The organism is Pseudomonas sp. Marseille-QA0892 (assembly GCF_054950135.1).
In genome coordinates this window covers 3,071,110-3,097,908 of record NZ_CM143104.1, presented here as the reverse complement: position 1 = coordinate 3,097,908, position 26,799 = coordinate 3,071,110, and the positions used below count along the sequence as shown (strand labels likewise).

Sequence of the window (26,799 nt, the reverse complement as noted above, 5' to 3'; positions counted from 1 at the left end):
TTCTTTAAAAATTTGGGTATGTGATAGAAGTAGACCGAATAATCTCTTTCACTGGTGATTATTCGAGTCAAGGTAAAATTTGCGAGTTCAAGCGCAAGTTTTCGGCGAATGTCGTCTTCACGTTCGAGACATATGACCAGATTGCTTGGGGTTATATGGTCAAGTGAAGAAGCGCATACGGTGGATGCCTTGGCAGTCAGAGGCGATGAAAGACGTGATAGCCTGCGATAAGCTTCGGTGAGGTGGCAAATGACCTGTGACCCGGAGATCTCTGAATGGGGGAACCCACTTAGCATAAGCTGAGTATCTTGTACTGAATACATAGGTGCAAGAGGCGAACCAGGGGAACTGAAACATCTAAGTACCCTGAGGAAAAGAAATCAACCGAGATTCCCTTAGTAGTGGCGAGCGAACGGGGACCAGCCCTTAAGCTTCTTGGATTTTAGTCGAACGCTCTGGAAAGTGCGGCCATAGTGGGTGATAGCCCTGTAGACGAAAGGATCCTTGAAGTGAAAACGAGTAGGACGGGGCACGTGAAACCTTGTCTGAATATGGGGGGACCATCCTCCAAGGCTAAATACTCCTGACTGACCGATAGTGAACCAGTACCGTGAGGGAAAGGCGAAAAGAACCCCGGAGAGGGGAGTGAAATAGAACCTGAAACCGTATGCGTACAAGCAGTGGGAGCCTACTTTGTTAGGTGACTGCGTACCTTTTGTATAATGGGTCAGCGACTTATATTCAGTGGCGAGCTTAACCGAATAGGGGAGGCGTAGCGAAAGCGAGTCTTAATAGGGCGTTTAGTCGCTGGGTATAGACCCGAAACCGGGCGATCTATCCATGGGCAGGTTGAAGGTTAGGTAACACTGACTGGAGGACCGAACCGACTACCGTTGAAAAGTTAGCGGATGACCTGTGGATCGGAGTGAAAGGCTAATCAAGCTCGGAGATAGCTGGTTCTCCTCGAAAGCTATTTAGGTAGCGCCTCATGTATCACTCTGGGGGGTAGAGCACTGTTTCGGCTAGGGGGTCATCCCGACTTACCAAACCGATGCAAACTCCGAATACCCAGAAGTGCCGAGCATGGGAGACACACGGCGGGTGCTAACGTCCGTCGTGAAAAGGGAAACAACCCAGACCGTCAGCTAAGGTCCCAAAGTCCTGGTTAAGTGGGAAACGATGTGGGAAGGCTCAGACAGCTAGGAGGTTGGCTTAGAAGCAGCCACCCTTTAAAGAAAGCGTAATAGCTCACTAGTCGAGTCGGCCTGCGCGGAAGATGTAACGGGGCTCAAACCAGGCACCGAAGCTACGGGTGTCATCTTTGATGACGCGGTAGAGGAGCGTTCTGTAAGCCTGTGAAGGTGAGTTGAGAAGCTTGCTGGAGGTATCAGAAGTGCGAATGCTGACATGAGTAACGACAATGGGTGTGAAAAACACCCACGCCGAAAGACCAAGGGTTCCTGCGCAACGTTAATCGACGCAGGGTGAGTCGGTCCCTAAGGCGAGGCTGAAGAGCGTAGTCGATGGGAAACGGGTTAATATTCCCGTACTTCTGGTTACTGCGATGGGGGGACGGAGAAGGCTAGGCCAGCTTGGCGTTGGTTGTCCAAGTTTAAGGTTGTAGGCTGATCACTTAGGTAAATCCGGGTGGTTAAGGCCGAGAACTGATGACGATCCTTCTTTAGAAGGAGAAGTGGTTGATGCCATGCTTCCAGGAAAAGCCTCTAAGCTTCAGGTAATCAGGAACCGTACCCCAAACCGACACAGGTGGTCGGGTAGAGAATACCAAGGCGCTTGAGAGAACTCGGGTGAAGGAACTAGGCAAAATGGCACCGTAACTTCGGGAGAAGGTGCGCCGGTGAGGGTGAAGGGTTTACCCCGTAAGCTCATGCCGGTCGAAGATACCAGGCCGCTGCGACTGTTTATTAAAAACACAGCACTCTGCAAACACGAAAGTGGACGTATAGGGTGTGACGCCTGCCCGGTGCCGGAAGGTTAATTGATGGGGTTAGCGCAAGCGAAGCTCTTGATCGAAGCCCCGGTAAACGGCGGCCGTAACTATAACGGTCCTAAGGTAGCGAAATTCCTTGTCGGGTAAGTTCCGACCTGCACGAATGGCGTAACGATGGCGGCGCTGTCTCCACCCGAGACTCAGTGAAATTGAAATCGCTGTGAAGATGCAGTGTATCCGCGGCTAGACGGAAAGACCCCGTGAACCTTTACTGTAGCTTTGCACTGGACTTTGAGCCTGCTTGTGTAGGATAGGTGGGAGGCTTTGAAGCGTGAACGCCAGTTTGCGTGGAGCCATCCTTGAAATACCACCCTGGCATGCTTGAGGTTCTAACTCTGGTCCGTTATCCGGATCGAGGACAGTGTATGGTGGGCAGTTTGACTGGGGCGGTCTCCTCCTAAAGAGTAACGGAGGAGTACGAAGGTGCGCTCAGACCGGTCGGAAATCGGTCGCAGAGTATAAAGGCAAAAGCGCGCTTGACTGCGAGACAGACACGTCGAGCAGGTACGAAAGTAGGTCTTAGTGATCCGGTGGTTCTGTATGGAAGGGCCATCGCTCAACGGATAAAAGGTACTCCGGGGATAACAGGCTGATACCGCCCAAGAGTTCATATCGACGGCGGTGTTTGGCACCTCGATGTCGGCTCATCACATCCTGGGGCTGAAGCCGGTCCCAAGGGTATGGCTGTTCGCCATTTAAAGTGGTACGCGAGCTGGGTTTAGAACGTCGTGAGACAGTTCGGTCCCTATCTGCCGTGGACGTTTGAGATTTGAGAGGGGCTGCTCCTAGTACGAGAGGACCGGAGTGGACGAACCTCTGGTGTTCCGGTTGTCACGCCAGTGGCATTGCCGGGTAGCTATGTTCGGAAGAGATAACCGCTGAAAGCATCTAAGCGGGAAACTCGCCTCAAGATGAGATCTCACTGGGATCTTGAATCCCCTAAAGGGCCGTCGAAGACTACGACGTTGATAGGCTGGGTGTGTAAGCGTTGTGAGGCGTTGAGCTAACCAGTACTAATTGCCCGTGAGGCTTGACCATATAACACCCAAACAATCTGCCTTGCAGATGGGTGCGAGCGGTCGAAGCCGACCAAGCCGAAAGCTTGCGAACTCGTATACCGATCCATCACATACCCAATTCGGGGAAGCGACTCAATATCGACTCCCCAACCAAATTGCTTGACGATCATAGAGCGTTGGAACCACCTGATCCCATCCCGAACTCAGTAGTGAAACGATGCATCGCCGATGGTAGTGTGGGGTCTCCCCATGTGAGAGTAGGTCATCGTCAAGCTCCTATACGAAACCCCAACTTCGAAAGAGGCTGGGGTTTCTTCTTTGCGCCAGAAAAAGCCCGGAGCGCCAAGGACGCAGCGGAACGTCCAAGCAACGCGGCGAGAATGGGCGCTATTAGCGGCTGCGCGTTGAGCTCATTAGCCCAACAAGCGCGCAGGGGCTTGTCCTTGTATTCCGCCTTCTATAACAGCCCAGGCCTTGCCTTATGCCTGGCTGATGTGTGCCGCAGGGGGCGGCGGTATAGTCCGCGGGAAAGCACCCGAACAAAACGCTTCGCATAACTATCCCGGTCTGGATCGACGCTAACGCGCCGTACCAGCCAGCTGGACACTGCTATTCGTGGCAGGACATCTGTGTTCGAGACAATACCGCTCCGGTTTGAGGTAGGCGGAGACGCCAAGAGCCGCCAACTGCGCCCCCGCTTATCGCTGCGTAATCTGCAGCAGATTACGCTGTAGCGACGAGGTATCGTGGCGGTTTGAACGAGGTTCCGGTGGGAGACGATAGTGCCACCCTGCGTATTCAGCTTACTGAAGGAGTTGCCACGTAGGCGACGGCTGGGAGGGGATAGTCCAAGGGAGCCAATAGCAAACAAGCGAGAAGCGGACGAATAGCGGCCGCTAAAGGGTAGCGCGTTCTGGTCGACTTTGGCCAACCGGGGGCGATACCGAGAGGTTGGCCGAAGCGAGGCTTGGAGCGCGGTACCCGCGCCCCATTCTTACCTTTAACTTATGCTCGTACGGCCGCCCCATTCCAGGAAGCGAATCTTGTGAAGCGCACCTGAGCTGTCGCGGTAGACAATTTCGGTCGGCGCAATGCCAACCTTGCTTGAGTTGTCAGTGCGATATAGCACCTGTTTGACATCAAGCTTCATACCGTATTGGTAGGGCTCCGGTTGCAGATGCTGCCCCAGCTTTTCATTTGAACTGTCAGCGAAGGCGAAGGGAGCAAAGCTGGCGATCAAGGTGGAGACGGCTTTTGAGATTTTCACGCAGGCATTCCTTCTTCGAATCGAAAGGTGACTTAGCCCCATCAGCCTGGGGCTGCCGCTTACGTCTCTATAAAACCCCTGCAGGGAGCTCACTGAACAATTGAAAGAATTGTTAGTAAGTATTACCTAAACACATCTTGATTCCGATGGGAAGTCTCACATGCACCGATTTTACTCATGGGAATGAAAAACGCCGGCAAAGCCGGCGTCCCAGTATTAAGCAATCTCCGCTTGCTCTGCCGACTCCGCTACCGAAGACGGTTTCGGCCTGTCCTCTCTCGGGCGAATGTACTTCCAATCAGCTTCGTCGATGTATATGCCGGCTGGTCCGCTTCCTCCCTCTAGGTCGATAGCGACATGCGCTGATACCTGGGGCTTGACGGATGCCAGAATCGGGACGAATCCGAGCTGCAGGCTCGTCTCGATCAGCGCCTGCTGGTTTCGCTCGTCGATGTCCGCCGCTTCATCTAGGTAGTAGGGCAGACGTACACGTCCTGCTTGATCCCTGTCCATCAGGTGAAGCAACAGATACATGTTAGTCAGCGCCTTGATCGTCATCGTAGTGCCGTTCGAGGCTGCCCCGTCGATATCCGTATGGATGACCGGCTGGCCATGAACCTTCGTAATCTCAAATGCGAGCTCGAAAAGGTCCTTTAGTCCCAGCTGGTTCTGATTGGCCGCGACAAGCCGTGCAAGGTATTCCTTGGCCTCTTCGTTCTTGGCGTCCTGCTCGGCAGTTTGACTGAGATCGAAGACTGACAGTGTTTCGCCTTCTTCGTATTTCCCGGCACTGTGGATAATCTGGTCAATGTGGCGAAGCGCGTCCTTGTTGGGGGCAAGGACGATACGGAAGCTCTGCAGGTTAGAGACCTGGCGCTTATTGATCTCGCGATTGAACAGTGCCAGTTGGTGCTCGAGGTTGTCGTAGTCGCTTCGTATGTTTCGCAACGTACGCGCAATGTCGGTGACTGCAGCACGACGGGCCTTGGCGAGAGTCAAGGCTTCGTCCTGGCGATGTGCGTACGCGTTGACCAATAGTTGAAGCCGTCGCTCGGGATCGTCTTCACTATCGAACTTGGCAACGCCTTTAAGTCGTACCTGTGCGTAAAGCGCTTCAATCTGGTTATCTATGCGCTGCAGTGCCGACCAACTGTCCTGATAGTCATTCAGAAGCGGAAGAAGATTGTCCATGGAGTCGTCGACCGAATCCATATAGGGTGTGCCGAAGGGGAGGTCAGCCGGAAGCAGCTGACGACGCCTCAGCGCGTCGTCCAAGGTGCGCTCGCGCGCTTCAAGGTCAGCGATCTGGCGACCGATCAGTTGCAGCTTGGCTGATAGCTGCTGGACGCGCTCTGCGTAGGCATCGTTTGAGCGTTGCAATACGTCCCGTCGTGCTTCTGCTTCGGCCAACGCCTCGAGCTTGGAAGGCTCTTCGGCGGAAAGGGTTTCAGCTCTGCGGTAGTCCTCAAGAGCTTTCTGGGCATCCAGGACAGCCTGGTAGAGTGTCTCAGCATGCGCCTTGCTGGCAGACCTGTCTGCTGCAACCGCCTGCTGCGCCTTGAGCTGTTTGAGTTCTCGCTCCAGGCGATCCTTCTGGTCGCGCAATGCCACCCGATCCGCCAGCGCTTGTAGGGCTGGCGGGTCGATGGCGGATAGGTCGATAGAAAGCCCAGGTACTTCGAATTGCTCGCCCTTGAACGCGTCGAGAATAGATTCCAGCGACTTTACCCACACGCCATCTTCGTCCAGGGCGATTCCTTTTTCGCCAAGCGGGAGGCTGAAGAGCTGGCCATTGAACAGGCGCATTAAGCGATCCACGTCCTGCTGCGAAAATTCCTCGCGTAGACGGGAGTAACTATTATTGTCGGCATGGTCGAGCTGTAGACGAACTGCCTTCAGGCGTTTCTCCAAATCCCGCACACGCTCATCAATGTCGTCTGAAGAAAACTGGCGCGCCTGTGCAAGCGCGCCGGCCAGTTCGTCATGAGCATCCTTCGCAGCGAGTAGCTGTTGCTCCAGTACCTTCACGTCGTCCACGAGCGCGAAGCGATTTCTTAGGACCGCCAGCTCCCCAAGCCATCGTTGTATATCGTTGATTTCCCGTTCAAGTCGCATCAGCTCGTGGGTACTATCGCGCTGCCCGCGCTGAAGTCCGTCTTGCTCTTGCTGGAAGTGCTCTGCTTGCGCAACGAGTTCAGCCTTTCGGTCGCCCGAATAGTCTTGCCAAGTGCCTAGCAGGGAGTCCAAAAGAGGTGAGAGGCGGTGTAGCTTGCCGCGCAGGATGTCGCGCTGCGTGACGCCGGATGCCAACGCTTCAATGAGTGGGCCCGCTGCCACCAGGGATTGATAATCTCCCTCCATCCGGCGGACGTCGCGGAACGCTTCTTCCGTTGCGGCTATGTAGTCGACGCTTCCCGAGCGCAAGCTGTGTTCGAACGCATCCAGGAACAGCTGCTTCAGCTTCGCGGCGGTAATCTCCCGCATGTGTAGCAGGTTGATGAACAGCGCACGGAATGTCTTGAGGCTCTGTTCACTGGTTGACCTGAGGGGAATGAGCGTCAGGTCCAGCGGGATTGAGGTGTGACCGCCGACCAATAGCCTGCGCAGCTCGTCAGGCTTGAGTTCGTAAGCAGCGATGCCGTCCGCTTCCAACGCTTTGAAGAGATCGCGCTGCCGCAAACAGGTACCGTCTTTTTGGTAATGCTCAAGGTTCAATTCTCCGGCATAAGCGAAAAACTGGTGGCCGAAACCACCGCCGGGGCCACGTCCGGCGACCCCAATTACGTGGGGGCCATGGGGTAGGGCTACCTCCACCAGGATGTAGCTGGTATCGGTTGCGAAATAGAACTTGCGCGACTGCTCCAGGCTGTACTTGCCGAAGCTCATGTCTGACATCCGCGCCAGGATCGGAAACTGAAGTGCGTTAATTGATGCCGACTTGCCGAGGTTGTTCGCACCGTATACCGACAATGGGTTCTCTAGCGGAAACACGCCGAGGCTGTAGCCGGCAGTGTTCAACAATGCGAAACGACGAATCCCGTAGCGTTCCTGGCTCATGCTTCGAACTCCTTTTCTTCAGCAATGGCGCGGGCCAGTGCGTCCTCCTCGGATGATTCTTCCGGATCCGTCTCGACCCAAATCGGCGCAGCCAATGGCAGGTCCTTGCTATGCAAAGTCGCGGCAAGGTCTCGGTCCTGCTGAACCGACAGGCAGACATCCAGAAACCGATGCATTGGCGGTAGAAAGCGGTAAACGCCATTGCTGTCTTCTGCAAAGCCGAGTTGCGTGAGGCGGCGAATGACTTTCTCTTCCAGCTCTTCGAGCGTGCTTACTTCGGCCTGGGTAAACAGATCACGGTATTTATCGAGCAGCGCGGGCAGTTCGTCTCGACCAATGCTGCCGCCGTCGAGCACGGTTAATGGATCGCGACCCTGGTCAGCGAGGCTTTCAACAAGGATGAAGGTGAACAGCGCCAGCCGCTGCGCTGTCTTGTTCACGCCTACGCTCGCCTGCTCTGGAACAAAGTAATAAAAGCCCCGTGGATCGCATACCAGTTCGTAGCCGAGCGCTTTGAACAGTGCGCGATATTGGTCTTGCATCGTGGAGAGCTGTGCATAGCACTCTGGCTCGCTCCGGGATAGATGATACCCCTTGAACAGCTCGCGGAAGATGGGTGCCAGCTGTGTCATTTCATTGAGATCGATATTCATCTCGGCACTCTTGAATAGCTGAGCGAGGCGCAGGTCGCGCCTCGTCACGATGAAAATTAGTGTTCCGCAGCGGGACGGCGAACAAGCGCGTAGGAGCTCAGGTTGAGCTGATGGTTAGCTGTCAGGTACTCGCGACGGTCGAGTCGCTCCCGCTCGAAGCGGCTGTCACGGGAGAGCCTGGAGAACCAATACAGCAGTTCGTCCGTGGCGCCTTCCGGTTCCTGCTCGAGCAACCACGTCATGAGGTCGGGGAGAGGTAGCGCCTGTTCGCAACGATCGATCATCTCCCGTGCTGTCTTGGGCGCGCGGGGCGAGCCTTGGCGACGTGTGCCCGTCGACTTGGGGAACTGGGCTGGTGCGGGCTGGAATCTGGCCAAGGCGTAGACGTAGGCCTCCACTTGGCTGGCCGCACCGAGAAAGTTGCTTTGCGGCCTGGAAAATAGCGGCAACGCCGCCTGTGGGACCGCATCCAGGCCGCGCTTGCGGATAACGGAAAGGGCCAAGGCAGCGCCGCGGGTCACCGCATTATGGCGGCGGGCTTCTTCGCGAAGAGGAAGCAGCAGTTCGCGCGCACGACGAAGTGTCAGCTGCGCGTTGGTTTGCATCTCAAGAATCCGGGCATGCGTGCGAAGGAGCAGGTCATCGTCTACAAGATGACCAAGCCGCTGCTGCTCACCCAACAATCGCAGAAGAACCTGTTCGACACGTCTTACGCCCTGCTCGAACGCACCGTCGGCGGCGACAAGCTGGATCATCGGTTCTACGTATTCATCCCAGGTTGCCAATACTTCGGCGTATCGTTGGCGAAGCGGAATCTTCCGGTCACTGGTCTTCGCCCGCTCAGCGACACCGACCAGTGCCTGTTCGTCGTTATCCAGCTTCTTGAGAACGTCTCGAACGCGCATGTCCAGCAAACGCAGCTGCCTGGCCAGGTCCTGACCGTCACGAATTTCGAACGCGTCCTGAATATGGCCCGCCAGGCGCTCCAGGTGTCGTAGATAGGCTTCGATTTCAAGGCATAGCCCGAGCCGGTGCTCACGGCGCAGGTAAGCGAGGAAGTCGTGGATCTGCGCGTTCAGCTCGAATCGATTAGGGCTCTTCGCTACGGGCACGAGAATGTCCAGACGAATCCACTGGTCCAGCAGTGAGGTGATATCCGCTGCGGTGGCGTCGGGAAGCTGCGCACTAAGCTGAGCGCGCAACTCGGGAAGGCTGAGCGTGCCGCCATCGAAGCGCTCACATAGCGGTTCCAAGAGCGACCAGTGTTCGGCAAGAGCGCGCAGTACGCGTTTGGGATCGATCATCGGCGACGTACTTCTGGAAAAAGCGCGGATTGTACTTCAGCCCGCCGCGTCACTCAGCGATTCTCGATCGGAGGCCGCGTTGCCGGATTAAACGATCACCACGCTTTGCGTACCGCCCGTTTCCAGCGACAATTGCCGCCCGCAGAACAGCCATCGGATAACTCAAGGGTCGCATGATCGAAGAAAGCCGCCGTCGGGCGTACCTCGAAGCGATGCAGGTCACGACCTGGTTGCCCCGATGTGAACTTCCGTTTGCCGCTCCATCGCGGCCTGAGTTGTTGCAGTTTGTCGAAGTGGAGTGCCCGCAAGCAGAGCCGCTTGCTCCAGAACGACACCAGCAAGCCGAATCTCAGCCGCAAAAAACCGATGCACCCATGGCGGTACGCCCAGCCGGTGCGCCTGTTCAGTCGATCGTGGAGCGTTTGAAGCAGGACATCAAGCGTGGTGCCGCATCGCCGCCGGCACCTATTGCGTCGCCTGTCGAGCAGCGCGAGCCGTCAAAGCCAACACCGGTAGAAAGTCTGCCGCCGCCTCGCTTCTCGCTCCAGCTTGCTCGGGCCGGTGCCTGCTTGTTGATGGTCGAGTTGCCGACCGGCGAGCCGTTCCAGAGCCGTGACCCAGCGTATCTGCTGCTCCGAGATATCCTGCGCGCAGCAGGCCTTCCAGATAGCCCTCAGTGGATCGGTGAGCCTGTACGGTGGCCTCAATTCACAGGCAGAAACTTCGACCAGGGTCCGGACGCCGCGCGTGATTACGTTCAGGGCTTCGTCGCTGGCCGAATGGAGGCCGGAGACCGATGTCAGTGTCTATGGCTCGTCGGGCTGCCTGCGGTCCGCTTCGCCGGGAACGGTGATGAGTCGAGCTACGACCAAACGCTGCAGATTGAGGGGATTGGATCAGCCTGGGCGTTACCTGGCCTCGAAGTGCTGATGGAAGATCCCAAACGCAAGGCGTCTCTGTGGAAAGCAATGAAGCAAGTTCGCCAATGCTGGCTGGAACGACACGAATGAGTGATGCAGTAACTTTTCGCCGGATGATCGAGGCGGATCTGGATGCGGTGCTGAAGATCGAATACGCCGCCTTTTCGCATCCCTGGACGCGAGGCATCTATCTTGACGCTCTAAAGTCTTACGAATGTTGGTTGATGCTTGATGGCGACCAGCAAGTGGGGCATGGGGTGATCAACATCATCGTCGACGAAGCGCACCTGCTCAATATAACGGTGAAGCCGGAAAGCCAAGGGCGTGGCCTTGGTCTGTGTTTGCTCGAGCACTTGATGGCTCGTGCGGCTGAACTGAACGCCAAGGAGTGCTTTCTGGAGGTACGAGCCAGCAATGGCCCAGCTTATCGGCTTTACGAGCGATATGGCTTCAACGAAATTGGCCGGCGTCGTGACTACTATCCAGCGGTCGGCGGTCGTGAGGACGCCTTGGTCATGGCGTGTACGCTCATTGACTAAGGCGTCTTTTCACTTGCCGCGTTAGCGATCCCGAATAGCATCTTCACCGTCGAGTTCATCATCGACGCTTGCGGCCGTTTCAGGCTGCAGGGGGTCGTCTGGATTACCGTCCCATTCCTTGTTATCCAACGGGTGGCGACGGCCCAGCTCCGCTTCGTCCAATCCAGTCCCACCGCCGATGTCTGCAGCATCGACTTCGGTCAGTGTCTTATCGGCTGGATACGCATCACCTCGCTCGCGCGGAGAGCGGGCGCCTGTTTCGTCCAGTAGTGTTTCAGGGCTGGCATCGTCCAGCGTTACACCGTCTTCATGAATACCCGAGCCCAGCGCCTCACCGCCGGTCATGCCGGCCTGCTGGACGCGCTCATCAGGAAATTCCTGCGAAATCTCGTCCTCAGGGCGAGCATCACCTACGCGGCCCTCGCGGTCGTCCTGGCGATCACTGAAATCCAGCTGGTCCATCGATCCCATCCGATCCTCGATGTCGTCGATTTCGCGAGGGATGTAGGGTTTACGATCGGTGGTCATGGTCATTACCTCATCAACCTGTTCGCAAATTCGGACTGGGGCGATCGGGCAAAGATTCATTCCTACAGACGAGCCGACCGAAGCCGACCATTCAGCCAGGGAATGAAAGGAATCCCCATAACCGCTGGAACGCTGGGGATTTGTCATAAGTCTCAGTAGCATGAGCGAATCAATTCCTAGCGTTGAGCTAAGCCTCCGCGACTACGCATTTTTCTTCGACGTTGATGGAACGCTGGCCGAAATCCAGCCCCGTCCTGAACTGGTCTTCATTCCGGGTACTACGCACCACGCACTTTCTCGCCTGCAATCGCTTGGCGGGGCGGTTGCGGTGGTATCCGGCCGGCCTTTGTCCCAGCTCGATACCTTGTTGCAGCCGCTTGTAATGCCCGCAGCGGGTGTGCACGGTGCGGAGCGACGCACGGCTGATGGCTATCTACACTCTTTGGCTGTCGAAGATACACAGCGCGCAGCGCTTGAAGCCGAGCTGGACGCTGCGGCCCTTCGGATACCTGGACTGATGGTCGAGAACAAGCGCATTGCCTTTGCACTTCATTACCGTCAGGCGCCCCATATCGAGTCCGATGTTCGGTTGCTGGCAGAGGCCATGGTCCAGCGTTACCCAAGCCTGGTAGTGCAACCTGGCAAATTTGTCTTCGAGCTCAAACCCAAAGGCGCCAGTAAGGGCGAAGTCATCAAGACTTTCCTGAAAGAGCCTCCCTTCGCTGGAAAAACACCGGTATTCCTCGGCGACGATCTGACTGATGAGGCCGGGTTCGAAGCAGTCAACGCACTGGGTGGTATCTCCATCAAGATCGGGGAGGGCGCAACGGTCGCCCAGCATAGATTGGAGTCAGTGGCAGCCGTAGGCCAGTGGCTCGATGATTTGCTCGCCTATGTCGCGAGTGACACAGAACACACTCTGGAAACGGGAGGCCCAAGATGAGCCGCTTGGTAGTGGTATCCAACCGCGTCGCGCCAATCAAGGAGGGCAAGGTCGCTGCCGGCGGGCTCGCCGTTGGCGTGTATGACGCGCTCAAGGAGTCGGGCGGAATCTGGTTTGGTTGGAACGGCGAGGTAACCAGCAATCCGATGCTGTCGTGCGAGACGCATGGCAGCATCACCTACGCAACGCTCGGGCTTACAAAGCGTGACTACGACTGCTATTACCGTGGTTTCTCGAATGCCACGCTTTGGCCCACCTTCCACTATCGGGTCGATCTGTCCCGGTATCGCCGCAAGGAGTACGAAGGCTATCGTCGTGTAAACCGCATGCTCGCAGAACAGCTCAAGCCGCTGCTCAAGCCTGACGATGTCATTTGGGTCCACGATTACCATTTGATCCCATTCGCCGACGAATGCCGCCAGCTCGGCATTCGCAATCGCATCGGCTATTTCCTGCATATTCCGTTTCCGGCGCCTGAGACGCTCACGTCCATCCCGCCGCACAACGAATTGTTCAAGACGATGTGCGCGTACGATCTGATTGGTTTTCAAACCGAAGTGGATCGACAAGCATTCGAGGACTACATCACCCGCGAAGTGCGTGGCCTTGTCGGAAAGGACGGGACCATGACGGCCTATGGCAATACATTCAAGGCCGCGGTGTATCCGATCGGCGTTATGCCTGATGAGATTCAAGAGCTTGCCGCAGGCTACAAGGGCCGTCGACACATATCGGGCAGGGGCCCGTCAGGCGAGCCTCGCCGCACGATTATCAGTGTTGATCGCCTCGACTATTCCAAAGGACTTGTCGAGCGCTTCCAGGCCTATGAAGAGCTGCTTGCCCAGTACCCGCAGCACCACCGTGAAGTCGAGTTCGTCCAGATTGCGCCTACCTCGCGCTCCGATGTGCATACCTATCAGCACATCCGCCAGCAACTCGAAACGCAGGCCGGACACATCAACGGACGGTACGCGGATCTGGATTGGATGCCTGTTCACTACCTCAACAAGAGCCACGACCGCAAGGTGCTTATGGGGCTGTTTCGTGGTGCAGCAATCGGGTTGGTTACGCCGCTCCGGGATGGCATGAACCTGGTAGCCAAGGAGTATGTGGCTTCTCAGGATCCGGAGAATCCCGGCGTGCTGGTATTGTCTCGATTCGCAGGAGCAGCCCGCGAGCTAACATCAGCGTTGATCGTAAACCCGTACGACAGAGTCGGGATGGCAGAGGCGCTGGACCGAGCGTTGAGGATGCCACTGGCAGAGCGCAAGGACCGCTGGGAGAACATGATGCGGATCATGCGCAAAAACGATCTTGCGACCTGGCGTGATAACTTCGTACGCGACCTGAGGGGAGGGGCGCATCGCGCGGCTGCAAAGGGGTGGGCAGTTCACGCCGTCTGAAGGGGCTGTGAGCCGGTTCACCCATCGCATCGTGCGGTTGTGAGACGAAGCCGGCCGCCCCAGCGTGAACTGCCAGTCTAAAAGTGTTCAATCCTGCCAAGGGCCCTTCGGGGCCTTTGTCGTTTCGGCAGCAACACCCAGGCAAAGAAAAGCCCGCTAAAAATAGCGGGCTATTTACACACCAAGAGGAGGCCGAATCCGTTCAGCTGGGTTAACTGTGCGCTTCCTACTGTCAAAATTATGTGAAAGCAAATACGCCAGTCAGGATTTTTTGACACCGGCAAGTGGCGCCCCGCCGATCCCTCATGGGATGTTGATTTGCAGCATGCCCAGTGCGAGCTTTGATAGTAGAAACCAGCCCAGCGTGCTCACGACGCCTAATAACCCGAATCCGACGAATATGCCCAACGCAATTTGCTTCCACAGCCCTGCATAGCGTTCGGTTTGCGCATTAGCCCGATGCGTAGGTACGTCGCGCTCAGCACGAATGTTCTCGAAATCGTCTCTCATGGTGACCTTGGGTAAGAAGCAATGAATGGTGCGGGACGGTTATTTTGAGGCCGCAGAGTATTCGTCTTCAATGTCGTTGAGCCGATAGCCATAGGCAATAGGCAATAGGCAATAGGCAATAGGCAATAGGCAATGGTGATGCGCCGCTGCGCCTTTGTACTGCCGTCCAGCGGACCGAAGCGCGCGGTGGGGACATTGTGCGCGTAGTACCCATACCTAGTAGCGTAATCTCTGCGGTTTTGAACCCGACTGCGCGAGTCCTATGCATGCAAAGCCTGTCGCCTACTGATCGTGCCAAGGTGCTTCAGGACGCAACGAGTCATTTCTGGACCCACGTTACGCCAATTGTAAAAATTGCACTGACCATCCATGTTGTATTGTTCGGGCTGTTTTTTCTGCTGGATGAGTCCGTGCTACTCGTGGGCAATGGCTTCAGTGTGCTCGCGTACATTGTCTGCTTGCACGCTCTGTCTCACTCACGATTCACCATGGCGGGTTTGATCTTCAGTATCGAAGTGATCAGTCACGCCGCGCTTGCCACGTGGCGATTGGGGTGGGAAAGCAACTTCTACTTCTATCTGTTTTGTATCGTGCCGATCGTTGCTTTCAGCCTTCAGCAAAGGCCGTGGGCGCGTTGGTTCTTCAGCCTGACGATCCTGCTGGTTGCCGCCGTAGGGTTCATGTGGCGGCACCAGACAGGAACCCATAGTCAGATCGATCCTCAACTGCTTGAGGTGATTGCCGTCATCAACATCATCGGGGCGATAGCGCTGCTGTTGCACTCGACTGCGCTGTCGGTCCGGTTCGCGCTGTCCATGCAGCTCAAGCTCTTCCATGCTGCGAATCGAGACAGTCTGACAGACCTCTACACTCGCCGTCGTATCCTCGACCATCTGAACCAGCTGGGTAGCAAGGATGATGCGCTCGCCCTCGTCCTGTTGGACGTAGATCACTTTAAGGCTATCAATGACCGCTATGGGCACGAGCGGGGTGATATCGTGCTGCAGCGCATTGCCGCTGCCATATCCGCTAACGTTAGGGCAACCGACCTTGCAGCACGCTGGGGAGGTGAGGAGTTTCTCATTCTGATGCCCTCTGCACGCCTGCCGGATGCCAGGGCCCTCGCAGAGAGGGTCATGGCACGTACTCGAGACTGGGTTGGTGAGCTTCCGGAGGGCTCTCTGAAGATCACGGCGACGCTGGCGATTACAGAGTTCAAACAGTGTGAAACCTTCTCGGACGCACTTGAGCGTGCCGACCTGGCGCTGTATCGAGGCAAGGCGGGTGGCCGGGACCAGATCGTGATCGCCGAGTGAACGTCCTCTAGGTCGGTACGACAAAGCGCCAGGCTTTAAACAGAGAACGGCCGTCAGGCTGCACCGGCGAAAGCCCGCCATCGGCGACGGGCTTTCAGTCCACTCAAACCTTGAATCGCTGTACGAGGCCGCTAAGGTCCGAGGCTAGCCGTGACAGGTCCTGGCTTGCTACGTTGGTCTGGTTCGCACCTGCGGCGCTTTGCAGTGCCAGATCCCGGATGTTGACCAGATTACGGTCCACTTCTCTGGCCACTTGAGCCTGCTCTTCCGAAGCGCTGGCGATGACCAGATTGCGCTCAGCAATCTCGCTGATCGCCGCTGTGATGGTTTCAAGCGCATGGCCTGCACCTTGCGCAATCGCCTTGGCCGAATGCGCCTGCTCATTACTCGCTTGCATGGCGCGTACTGCATCGGCGGTTTGCATCTGGATACCCTGGACCATGGTCTCTATCTCATGGGTTGACTCTTGCGTCCTGTGTGCCAGCGCGCGGACTTCGTCGGCCACGACGGCAAAGCCGCGGCCGGCGTCACCGGCACGGGCCGCCTCGATGGCGGCGTTCAGTGCGAGCAGGTTGGTCTGCTCGGCAATCGTACGAATGACATCCAATACACTGGTAATGCCATTGATCTTGCCGGCCAACTCTTCGACCTGTCCCGCGGTGCTGTTCACGTCCTGCGCCAGTGCGTTAATGGAGCCAACCGCCTTGTTAACCTCGGCCTGGCCGCTGCGTGCCACGCGATCCGAATCCCGCGAAGCCTCGGAAGTGGCCACCGCGTTGCGTGCTACCTCGTCCACCGCAGTCGTCATTTCGTTCACCGCCGTCGCGGCTTGCTCGATTTCACCGTTCTGGGCCTGGATACCTCGGCTCGCATCTTCAGTTACCGCGTTCAGCTCCTCCGCAGCGGATGCCAGCTGGATGGACGAGTCCGCAATCCGCTGAATCGTATCTTTCAGATTGGCCTGCATATCGGCAACGGACTGCAGCAGCTCTGCGGGCTCGTCGCGTCCTGTGACGGTCAGTCGATGCGTAAGGTCGCCCGACGCAATGATCTGCGCCGTTGCGACAGCGTCCTTTAGCGGGGCCACGATGCTCCGAGTCAGTAGCCACGCCAATGCGATCGTCATGCTCGCAGCCACGAGAATGAACAGCACAACGCCCATGACCGAACTGGAATACACCTCATCCGATCGCCGTGCAGCGTCGTCTGCGGTCTGGCGATTGACCTCCATGAGCTTGGTATATTGCGCGCCAAGGCCGTCCGACAACCGCTTGAAGTTGCCTCCCAGCAAAGCCCGCAGTTCTTCAAGGCGGCCCGCAGCCGACAGGCTTGCTACCTCCTGATTGACCGCAATGTAATCGCCAAGCATGCCGTCGAAATCACGGTATTGAGCCCGTTCGGTATCCGAGCTGATCAGGGCCGCGTATCGCGCATTCGCATCCTTCAGCAGCCCGATCAGTTCAGCAGAACGTGAGACCGCCACCCTGACCGCTTCCGGCTCCCGATCCACCAGCAACCGAAACGACACGATACGCAAGCGCAGCATACTGTCGTTGATTTCGCCCAGGCGCGCATAGCTCGCCATGGTGTCTTCGCGAATTTGGGTCGCCGCGCTGTGCAACGTGTTCAATTGGCGGAGCGCGAAAAGACCGAGCAATGCCACGATCAACGCGATGAGTGCGAAACAGACCGCAGCACGCGGGGCGACTTTCAGATTGCGAAGGAACATGGCCACACTTCCTATAGACGGGAACCGTTGCTCAGCGCGGCGCGCCAGCAATGGGTTATCGGCAACAGGAGTACGGCCTGCATCGCCGTCAGTCGGCATCGAGGCGGGGAGGGCGGCAAAGGAGGGTTTGTCGGACTGAAAACGAGCGCAAAAAAAAAAAGGGCTCAGCTTTCGCTGAACCCCTTGAAAATTGGTGGTGGCTACGCAGGGACTTGAACCCCGGACCCCAGCATTATGAATGCTATGCTCTAACCAGCTGAGCTACGTAGCCAACGTGGCGCGCATTATTCGCATGATGCGCAGAGCTGTCAACCCCCGTTTCTCAGAAAATTGATCGTACGATCAACCGGTTACGAGGTACGGAAAACGGCCCGAGGTGTCCAGGTACATGGCGGCCTTAAGGGCAACGCATCTCGGACCGCTCAGGCCGGAATCAGGGTTGGTACTTGCCGATGAAAATCGCTGGATCAACCCGGACGCCATTGAGGCTGACGTTCCAGTGCAAGTGCGGCCCTGTCGCGCGTCCTGTGGCGCCGACACGGCCGACGATGCCGCCGCGCGGGAGCTCATCGCCGACCTTCACGTTCACGTTCGACATGTGGCAGAACATGCTGATGAGCCCTTGACCATGGTCAACGAACGCAGTCTTCCCGTTGAAGAAATAATCGCCGACCAGAATGACCTTGCCTGCTGCCGGGGATTTGATCGGGGTGCCAGCGCCGACAGCGAAATCGAGACCTGAATGGGGGTTGCGCTCCTCTCCATTGAAGAAGCGGCGCAGGCCGAACGGAGAGGAAAGCGGGCCGTTCACCGGCGGGTCAAACAGCAGGTTGCTCGGCTGGCGAGCGCTGAAATGGTCATAGGCTTTCAGCTGCTCCGCCAGTTCGCGTTCGAAGCGTTTGACGTTCGCCGGACTAGGGCTCACCTGCTCCTTGTTCTTCAGGGTGATTCGTTGTTCCTTGTAGGTGCGAGGCCCAACGGTAAAGCTCAGCTCGCGCGGGGAGCCGCCGTTGACACTCAGGCGCTGAGTGCCGGGTTTGGTCGTCAGCGGAATTCCGACGATTGCAATCCAGCGGGCATCGTCTTCGCGTACAACCAGCACCGGCTTGGTCTGGTAGCTGACCCGTGGCGCCTGGGGTGAATCGCCAAGATCCACCACCGCAACACCCCCTGGGACCGGTTTGTCGAGCAGACGTGTGATGAAACCGTCAGCGTGGACGGGTAGCGCGAGCAGAACCGTGAAGCAGGCAAGGAGCAGGCGACGCATGGGACCTCGTTCGTTCAGGAAGGGGTGATGCCGAAGCGTTCGGCCAGTTGATGGTGCCACTGCGCCTCGAGGCGCGGCAGCTCGGTTGGCCCGTACAGGGCGGTTTCGTGACCGCCATGCCAGGCCCATAGCTGATTGCCATAATCGTAGTGCCACCATTCGCTCGAAAGATTGCTGAAGCCGGCGGTCGTCATGACGTGGTGGAGAAGGCGTCGGTTGCGCTGGACGCTACGCTCCTCCTCAGAGGGTGCCTTGATCCATTCGAAATAAGCCGTAAACGAGCGCGGCCCAACTTCATCGAAGCGTGACCCCATATGAAGGAGCCGGCCTTGTTCATCACAAAGGGTCACGTCCACGGCACCGCCCGTCAGATGTGGGCTTGGCGCATGCGGATCAGTGCTGGGCGGTGCAACGAACTGTCGGGTGAGCCGCTCCAGCGTTTCGACATCAGCGAACGGGTGATGCTGCGACATGGTGGATTCGAGCGTGCGATACAGGTGCCGCTGTACCGCAATCGGCCGCCAGCCGTCGAGAATGACCAGGGCGTAGCCCTCTGGCAGCAGGGCGCTGGCCTGGAGCAGTCGTTCGAATACGCCCGTCCGTACATGACAGTCAGTGACTGCATCCGGCACACCCAGATGCAAGTACGCAGGGTAGACACGAAGAGCAGGCGCCAGTCGGAGCGTCGTCAGGGGTTCGGCGTTCTCTCGGATCGGAATGCGTGCGACGCGCGCCCAGTCGGGGTCTTCGACGCGAGGGATGGGGCGGTCGAGCTCAATCATTCTGCGTCAGTCCAGTAGCGAAAACGTGGTCGGGGTCAAGTGATTGTCTTCCACGCGAACGTCCAGCTCGCCGTCGCCGAGCCTGGCGCGCAGCCGCTGCCCGGGTTCGGTTTGCGAGGCGGCCCGTACCGCCCGGCCGCGTTCATCGAGAAGAATGCTGTAGCCCCTGCCGAGCGTGGCAAGCGGGCTCACCACGTTCAGAGTCTGAACCAGCCCCAGGAGTTGCCGCTGATGGGATTTGATGGTGTCTTGCATAACCCGCGGAAGACGGTGCTGCAGGTGTTCAAGGCGCTGTTTGTACATGGCGAGCGCTCGGCCCGGGTGCTGTGCACCGAGCCGCGTTTCCAGTCTCGCCAGCCGTTCATGGCGTTCGCACAGGCGTCTGTCGATGGCCCGGGTCAGCCGTTGTTCGAGGTCGTCGATCCGTTGGGATTGCTGAAGCAGGCGTTCACCCGGATGGCGCAGGCGGCGCTGCAGACCCTCCAATCGCAGCGCGTCGCGATGGAGGCGTTGGCGCATGAACATGATCAGCCGCCGCTGCAGGCCGTCCAGCCGATGAACAAGGTCGGCGCTGTGCGGTGCCAGCAGTTCTGCGGCGGCTGAAGGCGTTGGTGCGCGGACGTCCGCAACGAAATCGGCAATCGACACATCCGTCTCATGGCCGACAGCACAGACGATCGGCGTTACGCAGGCATCGACAGCCCGCGCGACGGCTTCCTCGTTGAAACACCAGAGATCCTCCAGCGAGCCACCACCGCGGGCGAGAATCAGCGCGTCGAAGCCGCGCGCATCGGCAGTTCTCAACGCTCTCACGATCTGGCCCGTCGCGTCTCGCCCTTGTACGGCCGTGGGGACGAGTGTCAGCTCGACCTGTGGGGCGCGCCGCTTGAAGACGCTGATGATGTCGCGGATAACCGCGCCAGTCGGTGACGTTACGATGCCGATACGGCGAGGGTGGGTCGGCAGTGGCACCTTGCGCTCGGCTGAAAACAGCCCTTCCGCCCCGAGCTTTTCCTTGAGCGCATCGAATGCGAGGCGCAAGGCACCATCGCCTGCGGGCTCAACGGTCTCGAGAATCAGCTGATAATCACCGCGGCCTTCGAAGAGCGAGACCTTCCCCTTCACCTTGACGGCCATGCCGTCCTTCAGCGCCTGCCGAACGCGTAACGCGTTCTGGCGGAACAGGGCACAGCGCACCTGTGCCTGTTTGTCCTTGAGCGTGAAATAGATGTGGCCAGACGCCGGGCGGGCCAGGTTGGATATTTCGCCTTCCACCCAGATCGATCTGAACACGTCTTCCAGCAGAAGCCGGGCACGGTTGTTGAGTTGGCTTACGCTCAGTATTTCCCGGTCGAGGCCGAGACGGTCGAAAGGATCCTTGATCATCGCAGGATAATAGTCCCCAGCATGCCGGTGCGAAAGCCAAGCCGTTGATCCAGGTCAGGAAAAAAAATTCGCCGCTTCGTTAAGCTCCAATAAGGGATCTATTGTCCCCAAGCGAAGCGGAGCGACTCCCGTCTCGCTTTTTGCAGTGCGAGACGACCGGCAATGCACCGGCTGTCCGCTAAATGATCAGGAGTACCTCCCGATGGACATGAACCGTCGCCAGTTCTTCAAGGTCGCCGCTGTCGGCCTTGGAGGATCGAGCCTTGCCGCGCTCGGGATGGCGCCTACGCCGGCCTTCGCCGACCAGGTGCGCCATTTCAAGCTCACCCACACCAAGGAAACCCGTAACACCTGCCCTTACTGCTCCGTTGGTTGTGGGCTCATCATGTACAGCATGGGGGACGAGGGAAAGAACGTCGCCCAGAACATCATCCACATCGAAGGCGATGCGGACCATCCGGTCAACCGCGGCACGCTGTGCCCAAAAGGTGCCGGCCTGCTGGACTTCATTCACAGCCCCAACCGCCTGAAATACCCCGAAGTGCGCAAGCCTGGTTCCAATGAGTGGACGCGCATTTCCTGGGATGACGCCATGGACCGCATCGCGCGGCTGGTGAAGGACGACCGCGACGCCAACTTCATCGCGCAGAACGAGAAGGGCGAGACGGTAAATCGTCTGTTGACCATGGGTTTCCTGGCAGCCTCGGCGGCATCCAACGAAACCGGCTACCTGACGCACAAGATCGTTCGCAACCTGGGCCTATTGGGATTCGATAACCAGGCACGTGTCTGACACGGCCCGACGGTGGCAAGTCTTGCCCCGACGTTTGGCCGTGGAGCCATGACCAATACCTGGACCGATATCGCCAACGCGAACCTGGTTCTGGTGATGGGCGGCAACGCCGCAGAAGCGCACCCGTGCGGCTTCAAGTGGGTGACCGAAGCGAAAGCGCACAACAAGGCGCGCTTGATCGTGGTCGATCCCCGTTTCACGCGTACCGCCTCGGTGGCGGACTATTACGCGCCGATCCGTATCGGCAGCGATATCGCGTTCATGGGTGGCTTGATCAACTATCTGCTCACCGAAGACAAGATCCAGCACGAGTATGTCCGCACCTACACGGACATGACCTTTGTCGTGCGCGAGGATTTCGACTTCGATGACGGTCTGTTCACCGGCTACAACGCCGAGAAGCGGACCTACAGCGACAAATCGTCCTGGAACTACGAGATTGGTGAAGACGGCTATGCCGTGGTCGACCCGACCATGCAGCACCCGCGCTGCGTCTACCAGCTCATGAAGAAGCACTACAGTCGGTATACCCAGGAGCTCGTCGGACAGGTCTGTGGCATGCCGCACGACCGCATGATGAAGATCTGGGAAGAGATCGCGACCTGCGCCGCCCCAGGCAAGACCATGACGGTCCTGTACGCGCTCGGCTGGACGCAGCACTCGGTCGGCGCGCAGATGATTCGCGCCGCAGCGATGGTCCAGTTGCTACTCGGTAACGTCGGGATGCCGGGCGGCGGCGTGAACGCGCTGCGAGGGCACTCGAACATCCAGGGTCTGACGGACCTTGGCCTGTTGTCCAATCTCCTGCCAGGCTACATGACCCTGCCGATCGACCCCGAGCAGAACTTCGATGCCTACATCGCGAAGCGTACGCTCAAGCCGATGCGTCCTGGCCAGCTGTCCTATTGGCAAAACTACGGCAAATTCCACGTCAGCCTGATGAAGGCCTGGTACGGAGAAGCAGCGACGGCCGAAAACGGCTACTGCTACGACTACCTGCCCAAGCTTGATGTCCCCGGCTATGACGTGCTGCGCATGTTCGACCGCATGGGTCGGGGCGAAGTGAATGGCTATTTCTGCCAGGGCTTCAATCCAATCGCCGCGTTGCCCGACAAGAACCGCGTCCTCAAGGCCATGACGAAGCTCAAGTGGCTCGTGATCATGGACCCGCTGGTCACCGAGACGTCCGAGTTCTGGCGTAACGTCGGCCCGTACAACGATATCGATCCTGCCGACGTGCAGACCGAAGTCATCCGCCTGCCCACGTCCTGCTTTGCTGAAGAAGACGGCTCGCTCGTCAACAGCAGTCGGTGGCTGCAATGGCACTGGAAAGGCGCCGAGCCGCCGGGCGAAGCCAAGACCGACGTCCACATCATGTCCGAGCTGTTCCTGCGCCTGCGCCGCATGTACCAGGAAGAGGGGGGCGCGTTCCCGGATCCGATCGTCAACCTGGCGTGGCCGTACAAATCGCCTGTTCCAACGCCCGAAGAGCTGGCGAAGGAGCTCAATGGTTATGCGGTCCGTGACATTCCGGATACCACCGGCACCGGTGGGCCGACCATTCGGGCCGGGCAACAGCTTGGCGGGTTCGCGAACCTCAAGGATGACGGCTCCACCGCGTCGGGTTGCTGGATTTTCTGCGGCAGCTGGACCGATCAGGGCAACCAGATGGTCCGCCGTGACAACTCGGACCCGTACGGCATGAAGCAGCACCTAGGCTGGGCCTGGGCGTGGCCGATGAACCGCCGCATCCTCTACAACCGCGCCTCGGCAGACCCGCAAGGCAAGCCGTGGTCCGAAGAGAAGCGCCTGGTCTGGTGGACGGGCAAGGCCTGGGGTGGCACCGACGTGCCGGACTACCGTCCGGATGTGCCGCCTGAAGCCGGGATGAATCCGTTCATCATGAACCCGGAGGGCGTGGCGCGTTTCTTCTCGCTCGACAAGCTCAACGAGGGGCCATTCCCGGAGCATTACGAGCCGTTCGAAACGCCGATCGGGATCAACCCGTTCCATCCGAATAACAAGCAGGTCATCAGCAACCCGGCTGGCCGCGTGTTCGACTCGGTCTGGGAAACGCTGGCTGACCACACGGAGTATCCATACGCCGCCACGACGTATCGTCTGACGGAGCACTTCCACTATTGGAGCAAGCATTGCCGGCTCAACGCGATCATGCAGCCGGAGCAATTCGTCGAGATTGGCGAGGTGCTGGCCAATGAGAAAGGTATCGCCGCGGGAGACCGTGTCCGTCTCAAGAACAAGCGTGGCTATATCGAAGCGGTTGCGGTCGTGACCAAGCGGATCCGCCCGCTACAGGTCAACGGCCAGACGGTCCACCAGATCGGGGTTCCCATTCACTGGGGCTTCGTCGGCGTGGCGCGCAACGGCTTCATCGCCAATACCTTGGTGCCCTTCATCGGCGACGGCAATTCGCAGACGCCCGAATCGAAGTGCTTCCTGGTCAATCTGGAGAAGGTGTGATGGCTACGCTCGATATCATTGCCCGCTCCGCGACGACCACGACGCCCCCTTCGGTGCGCAACATGGAGTCGGTGGCCAAACTCATCGACGTCTCCAAGTGCATCGGGTGCAAGGCGTGCCAGGTGGCCTGTTCCGAGTGGAACGACATCCGTGACGAAGTCGGCCATGCGCATGGTGTGTACGACAACCCCATGGACCTGACGGCTGAATCATGGACGCTGATGCGATTCACCGAGCATGAGAAGCCTGACGGTGACCTCGAATGGCTCATCCGCAAGGATGGCTGCATGCACTGTGCCGAGCCGGGCTGCCTGAAGGCATGCCCCAGCCCAGGCGCGATTGTTCAGCACGCCAACGGTATCGTCGACTTCAACCAGGACCATTGCATCGGCTGCGGCTATTGCATCACGGGTTGCCCGTTCAACATTCCGCGCATTTCGCAGAAGGACCACAAGGCCTACAAGTGCACGCTCTGTTCCGACCGCGTCTCGGTTGGCCTGGAGCCCGCATGCGTGAAGACCTGTCCGACCGGCGCCATCGTCTTCGGTACCAAGGAAGAGATGAAGGTGCACGCGGATGAGCGCATCGTCGACCTGAAGTCCCGTGGCTACGAGAACGCCGGTTTGTATGACCCCGAAGGCGTTGGCGGTACGCATGTCATGTACGTGCTGCACCACGCTGACCAACCGTCGCTCTATGCCAACCTGCCGAACGAGCCGGCCATCAGCCCGATGGTCAACCTGTGGAAGGGCATCACCAAGCCGCTCAGCCTGTTCGCCATGGGCGCAGCGGTGCTGGCGGGCTTCTTCCATTACGTACGGATCGGCCCGCAACGGGTCGAGGACGAGGAGGCGGAGCATTCCGAATCGGCGAAGCACACGCACGGCGGTACGGTTGCCGAGCAGGGGGCGCCGGTAACGGTGGATCCCAGTGTGCAGACCTTCGATCCGAAGCGGCCTGACGACAGGGGGCAGCCATGAAGAAGATGATCCTGCGTTACAACGCCAATGAGCGGACGAACCACTGGATCGTCTCGATTCTGTTCGTCCTCGCTGGGCTTTCCGGGCTGGCGCTGTTCCACCCGGCCTTGTTCTGGCTCAGCAACCTGTTCGGTGGCGGGACCTGGACGCGCATCCTTCACCCCTTCATCGGTGTGGGGATGTTCCTGATGTTTCTATGGCTGGTCATCCGGTTCTGGCGCAACAACCTGTTCATCAAGAACGATCGGTTGTGGCTGAAGAACATCGGCAAGGTCATGAAAAACGAGGAAGAGGGTGTGCCGCCGATCGGCAAGTACAACCCTGGGCAGAAGCTGCTCTTCTGGAGCCTGATCGTGAGCATGCTTTTGCTCGCGGTTACCGGTGTCGTCATGTGGCGCGCCTACTTCAGCCACTTCTTCGGCATCGATCTGATTCGACTGGCTTCGCTGGTGCACGCGTTCGCCGCGTTCGTCCTGGTGACGTCCATCATCGTGCACATCTACGCGGCGATCTGGATCAAGGGATCCTTCGGCGCCATGATGAGCGGATGGGTGAGCCGTGCCTGGGCGAAGAAACACCACGAGCTGTGGTATGACGAAGTCGTCCGCAAGGAGCAGCAAAAACGCTAACGCGTGATAGGTAGGGCGGGTGCAAGTCGTCGCAATGGTTCGACCGTCTTGCGAGGGGGCACCCGCCTAACCACACTGACTGCATGTTTGCAGGTGCCTGATTGCATCGATCGCTGGCAACGTTCCGCGAAGGGCACTACACCTCACAATCCGATCCCGGATGATCGATCCACTTCGATACGTTCATCCCGCATCACTGGCCGACGGGCTCATGCAGCCCGCCTGGTCCACGACAGGAGCTTCGTTTTGCCTGGTCAAACGCTCGATCCCGAACAGATCGCCATCTCAGCGACCGCGCTGCCTTATCTCCATCTCCCGCCCAAGCGCCTGTTCAGCCTCCGCGCCGAGCGTCTTCGGCATTTGGCGACAGATCATCCATTAGGTGACTACCTTCGCCTGATCGCATCACTGTGCGACACCCAGCAGGCCCTGCTGGACGAGCCGCCGGAGAACGTCGCGCTGGACATGCACCGCATCGAACAAAGCGCTGCCCACAAGCTGCCACCGCTGGCAGCCGACACACTGGTGCGTGAGGACGGCTGGCTCGTGTTTCTCGACGCTCTGCTGGATCGCGTTACGCCCGCGCCGGCCCAAGGCCCGGTTGCCGACGCCCTGCAGACGCTACGCGAGGCCCCGGTAGACGAGCGCCGCGCCTGGGCGATCATGTTGTTGGCCGGCCAATACAATGGCGTCCCGGCGGCGCTGGTGCCGTTTCTCAGTGCAGCCCTGCAGGCTGCCTTCAGCCATTGGCTGCTCCAGCTGCCCGAAGGAACCGTAAAGGATATCGGTAGCCACGCGCGTTGCCCGTGCTGCGGCTCGCCCGCCATGGCCGGCGTCATTCGCCATCAGGGCAAGTACAACGGGCTGCGTTTCCTGGTTTGTTCGCTGTGCGCCTGCGAATGGCATCTGGTGCGCGTGAAATGCATTCACTGCGATTCCAGCGAAGGCCTGAAGTACTACACCTTCGAAAACGATAAATACGCGCCGGACAGGGCACCGATCCGGGCTGAAGCCTGTCCGAACTGCACAAGCTACCTGAAACTCGTCTACCTTGAATCCGATGCCAATGCCGAAGCGTTGTCGGCCGACCTCGCCAGCCTTGCGCTGGACATGCGCATGGATGAGGAAGGCTTCCAGCGGCAAACGCCCAACCTGATGCTTGCACCGGGCGAAGGCTGACCGCACTCGCTAGTCCGCCTGGCCCTTTTGGTCCAGGTGGGCCGTTTCGCTTTGATTTCCCTACTGAGGTTTCCCGCCGGAGATTGCCAATGCCTTCCGATCA

General features: G+C 58.5%; 18 protein-coding genes, 1 tRNA gene, 2 rRNA genes and 2 pseudogenes. 11 read left to right on the top strand and 12 right to left on the bottom strand.

All coding sequences use genetic code 11. From position 1 onward, the window contains the following. The first annotated feature begins 157 nt into the window (after nt 1–157). Both ACY8D3_RS14410 and rrf read left to right on the top strand, forming a co-directional pair. Nucleotides 158–3,049, top strand: a 23S ribosomal RNA gene (locus tag ACY8D3_RS14410). Nucleotides 3,050–3,188: 139 nt separating this feature from the next. Continuing rightward, nucleotides 3,189–3,304 (top strand): 5S ribosomal RNA (gene rrf, locus ACY8D3_RS14405). 726 nt (nt 3,305–4,030) lie between these two features. Here the strand turns inward: rrf and ACY8D3_RS14400 are convergent. From ACY8D3_RS14400 to mksB, 4 genes are all read right to left on the bottom strand, one after another. Further along, nucleotides 4,031–4,297: a DUF2790 domain-containing protein gene (locus ACY8D3_RS14400; protein ID WP_462379458.1), complete on the bottom strand. Its 267-nt coding sequence runs from the start codon at nt 4,295–4,297 to the stop codon at nt 4,031–4,033. Between the two features lie 216 nt (nt 4,298–4,513). Continuing rightward, a complete protein-coding gene (gene mksF, locus ACY8D3_RS14395) occupies nt 4,514–7,354 on the bottom strand; it encodes an Mks condensin complex protein MksF (protein ID WP_462379457.1) in 2,841 nt (946 codons plus the stop codon). Then, nucleotides 7,351–8,007 (bottom strand): Mks condensin complex protein MksE, encoded by a 657-nt coding sequence (mksE, locus tag ACY8D3_RS14390; protein ID WP_462379455.1) that lies wholly within the window; start codon nt 8,005–8,007, stop codon nt 7,351–7,353. Before mksE ends, mksF begins: the two co-directional genes overlap by 4 nt. A gap of 56 nt (nt 8,008–8,063) precedes the next feature. Beyond that, nucleotides 8,064–9,311, bottom strand: coding sequence for an Mks condensin complex protein MksB (gene mksB, locus ACY8D3_RS14385; protein WP_462379454.1), 1,248 nt, complete (start codon nt 9,309–9,311; stop codon nt 8,064–8,066). A 173-nt stretch (nt 9,312–9,484) separates the two neighbouring features. On the opposite strand from mksB, the gene ACY8D3_RS14380 reads away from it, so the two are divergent. Both ACY8D3_RS14380 and rimI read left to right on the top strand, forming a co-directional pair. Then, nucleotides 9,485–10,321 (top strand): hypothetical protein, encoded by an 837-nt coding sequence (locus ACY8D3_RS14380; RefSeq protein WP_462379453.1) that lies wholly within the window; start codon nt 9,485–9,487, stop codon nt 10,319–10,321. After that, the gene (rimI, locus tag ACY8D3_RS14375) at nt 10,318–10,770 is read left to right on the top strand and encodes a ribosomal protein S18-alanine N-acetyltransferase (RefSeq protein ID WP_462379452.1); all 453 of its coding nucleotides are present in this window, start codon (nt 10,318–10,320) and stop codon (nt 10,768–10,770) included. Before ACY8D3_RS14380 ends, rimI begins: the two co-directional genes overlap by 4 nt. 21 nt (nt 10,771–10,791) lie before the next feature. Here rimI and ACY8D3_RS14370 read toward each other — a convergent pair whose 3' ends face one another. Further along, nucleotides 10,792–11,304 carry a phosphotransferase system, HPr-related protein gene (locus ACY8D3_RS14370; protein ID WP_462379451.1) on the bottom strand — a complete coding sequence of 171 codons (513 nt, stop codon included), beginning with the start codon at nt 11,302–11,304 and terminating at the stop codon, nt 10,792–10,794. Nucleotides 11,305–11,458: 154 nt separating this feature from the next. Here ACY8D3_RS14370 and otsB point away from each other — a divergent pair, with 154 nt between their 5' ends. Together otsB and otsA are read left to right on the top strand one after the other, a co-directional pair. Next, a complete protein-coding gene (gene otsB, locus ACY8D3_RS14365; protein WP_462379450.1) occupies nt 11,459–12,241 on the top strand; it encodes a trehalose-phosphatase in 783 nt (260 codons plus the stop codon). Continuing rightward, the gene (otsA, locus tag ACY8D3_RS14360; protein ID WP_462379449.1) at nt 12,238–13,644 is read left to right on the top strand and encodes an alpha,alpha-trehalose-phosphate synthase (UDP-forming); all 1,407 of its coding nucleotides are present in this window, start codon (nt 12,238–12,240) and stop codon (nt 13,642–13,644) included. The genes otsB and otsA overlap by 4 nt, the downstream gene beginning before the upstream one ends. A 303-nt stretch (nt 13,645–13,947) precedes the next feature. On the opposite strand, the gene ACY8D3_RS14355 is transcribed toward otsA, so the two are convergent. After that, nucleotides 13,948–14,154, bottom strand: coding sequence for a hypothetical protein (locus tag ACY8D3_RS14355; RefSeq protein ID WP_462379448.1), 207 nt, complete (start codon nt 14,152–14,154; stop codon nt 13,948–13,950). Nucleotides 14,155–14,420: 266 nt separating this feature from the next. Here ACY8D3_RS14355 and ACY8D3_RS14350 point away from each other — a divergent pair, with 266 nt between their 5' ends. Further along, complete coding sequence (locus ACY8D3_RS14350) at nt 14,421–15,470, top strand: GGDEF domain-containing protein (RefSeq protein ID WP_462379447.1); 1,050 nt, start codon at nt 14,421–14,423, stop codon at nt 15,468–15,470. Between the two features lie 103 nt (nt 15,471–15,573). Here ACY8D3_RS14350 and ACY8D3_RS14345 read toward each other — a convergent pair. The 6 genes and pseudogenes from ACY8D3_RS14345 to xseA all read right to left on the bottom strand — a co-directional run. Continuing rightward, nucleotides 15,574–16,170 (bottom strand): annotated as a pseudogene (locus tag ACY8D3_RS14345) (methyl-accepting chemotaxis protein); the annotation flags it as partial. A gap of 306 nt (nt 16,171–16,476) precedes the next feature. Beyond that, nucleotides 16,477–17,199: pseudogene (locus ACY8D3_RS14340) on the bottom strand (MCP four helix bundle domain-containing protein); the annotation flags it as partial. Nucleotides 17,200–17,393: 194 nt separating this feature from the next. Further along, nucleotides 17,394–17,470 (bottom strand) — tRNA-Met (locus tag ACY8D3_RS14335). 162 nt (nt 17,471–17,632) lie between these two features. After that, nucleotides 17,633–18,466 carry a peptidoglycan DD-metalloendopeptidase family protein gene (locus tag ACY8D3_RS14330; protein ID WP_462379446.1) on the bottom strand — a complete coding sequence of 278 codons (834 nt, stop codon included), beginning with the start codon at nt 18,464–18,466 and terminating at the stop codon, nt 17,633–17,635. A 14-nt stretch (nt 18,467–18,480) separates the two neighbouring features. Then, a complete protein-coding gene (locus ACY8D3_RS14325; protein WP_462379445.1) occupies nt 18,481–19,248 on the bottom strand; it encodes a M15 family metallopeptidase in 768 nt (255 codons plus the stop codon). A gap of 6 nt (nt 19,249–19,254) precedes the next feature. Further along, nucleotides 19,255–20,634: an exodeoxyribonuclease VII large subunit gene (gene xseA, locus ACY8D3_RS14320; protein WP_462379444.1), complete on the bottom strand. Its 1,380-nt coding sequence runs from the start codon at nt 20,632–20,634 to the stop codon at nt 19,255–19,257. Between the two features lie 202 nt (nt 20,635–20,836). On the opposite strand from xseA, the gene fdnG reads away from it, so the two are divergent. From fdnG to fdhE, 4 genes are all read left to right on the top strand, one after another. Beyond that, the gene (gene fdnG / locus ACY8D3_RS14315; protein ID WP_462379443.1) at nt 20,837–23,908 is read left to right on the top strand and encodes a formate dehydrogenase-N subunit alpha; all 3,072 of its coding nucleotides are present in this window, start codon (nt 20,837–20,839) and stop codon (nt 23,906–23,908) included. Further along, nucleotides 23,908–24,888 carry a formate dehydrogenase subunit beta gene (fdxH, locus tag ACY8D3_RS14310; RefSeq protein ID WP_462379442.1) on the top strand — a complete coding sequence of 327 codons (981 nt, stop codon included), beginning with the start codon at nt 23,908–23,910 and terminating at the stop codon, nt 24,886–24,888. Before fdnG ends, fdxH begins: the two co-directional genes overlap by 1 nt. Continuing rightward, entirely contained in the window at nt 24,885–25,517 is a 633-nt protein-coding gene (locus ACY8D3_RS14305) for a formate dehydrogenase subunit gamma (protein WP_462379441.1), read from the top strand. The genes fdxH and ACY8D3_RS14305 overlap by 4 nt, the downstream gene beginning before the upstream one ends. Before the next feature lie 246 nt (nt 25,518–25,763). Beyond that, a complete protein-coding gene (gene fdhE, locus ACY8D3_RS14300; RefSeq protein ID WP_462379439.1) occupies nt 25,764–26,696 on the top strand; it encodes a formate dehydrogenase accessory protein FdhE in 933 nt (310 codons plus the stop codon). Nucleotides 26,697–26,799: the final 103 nt, after the last annotated feature.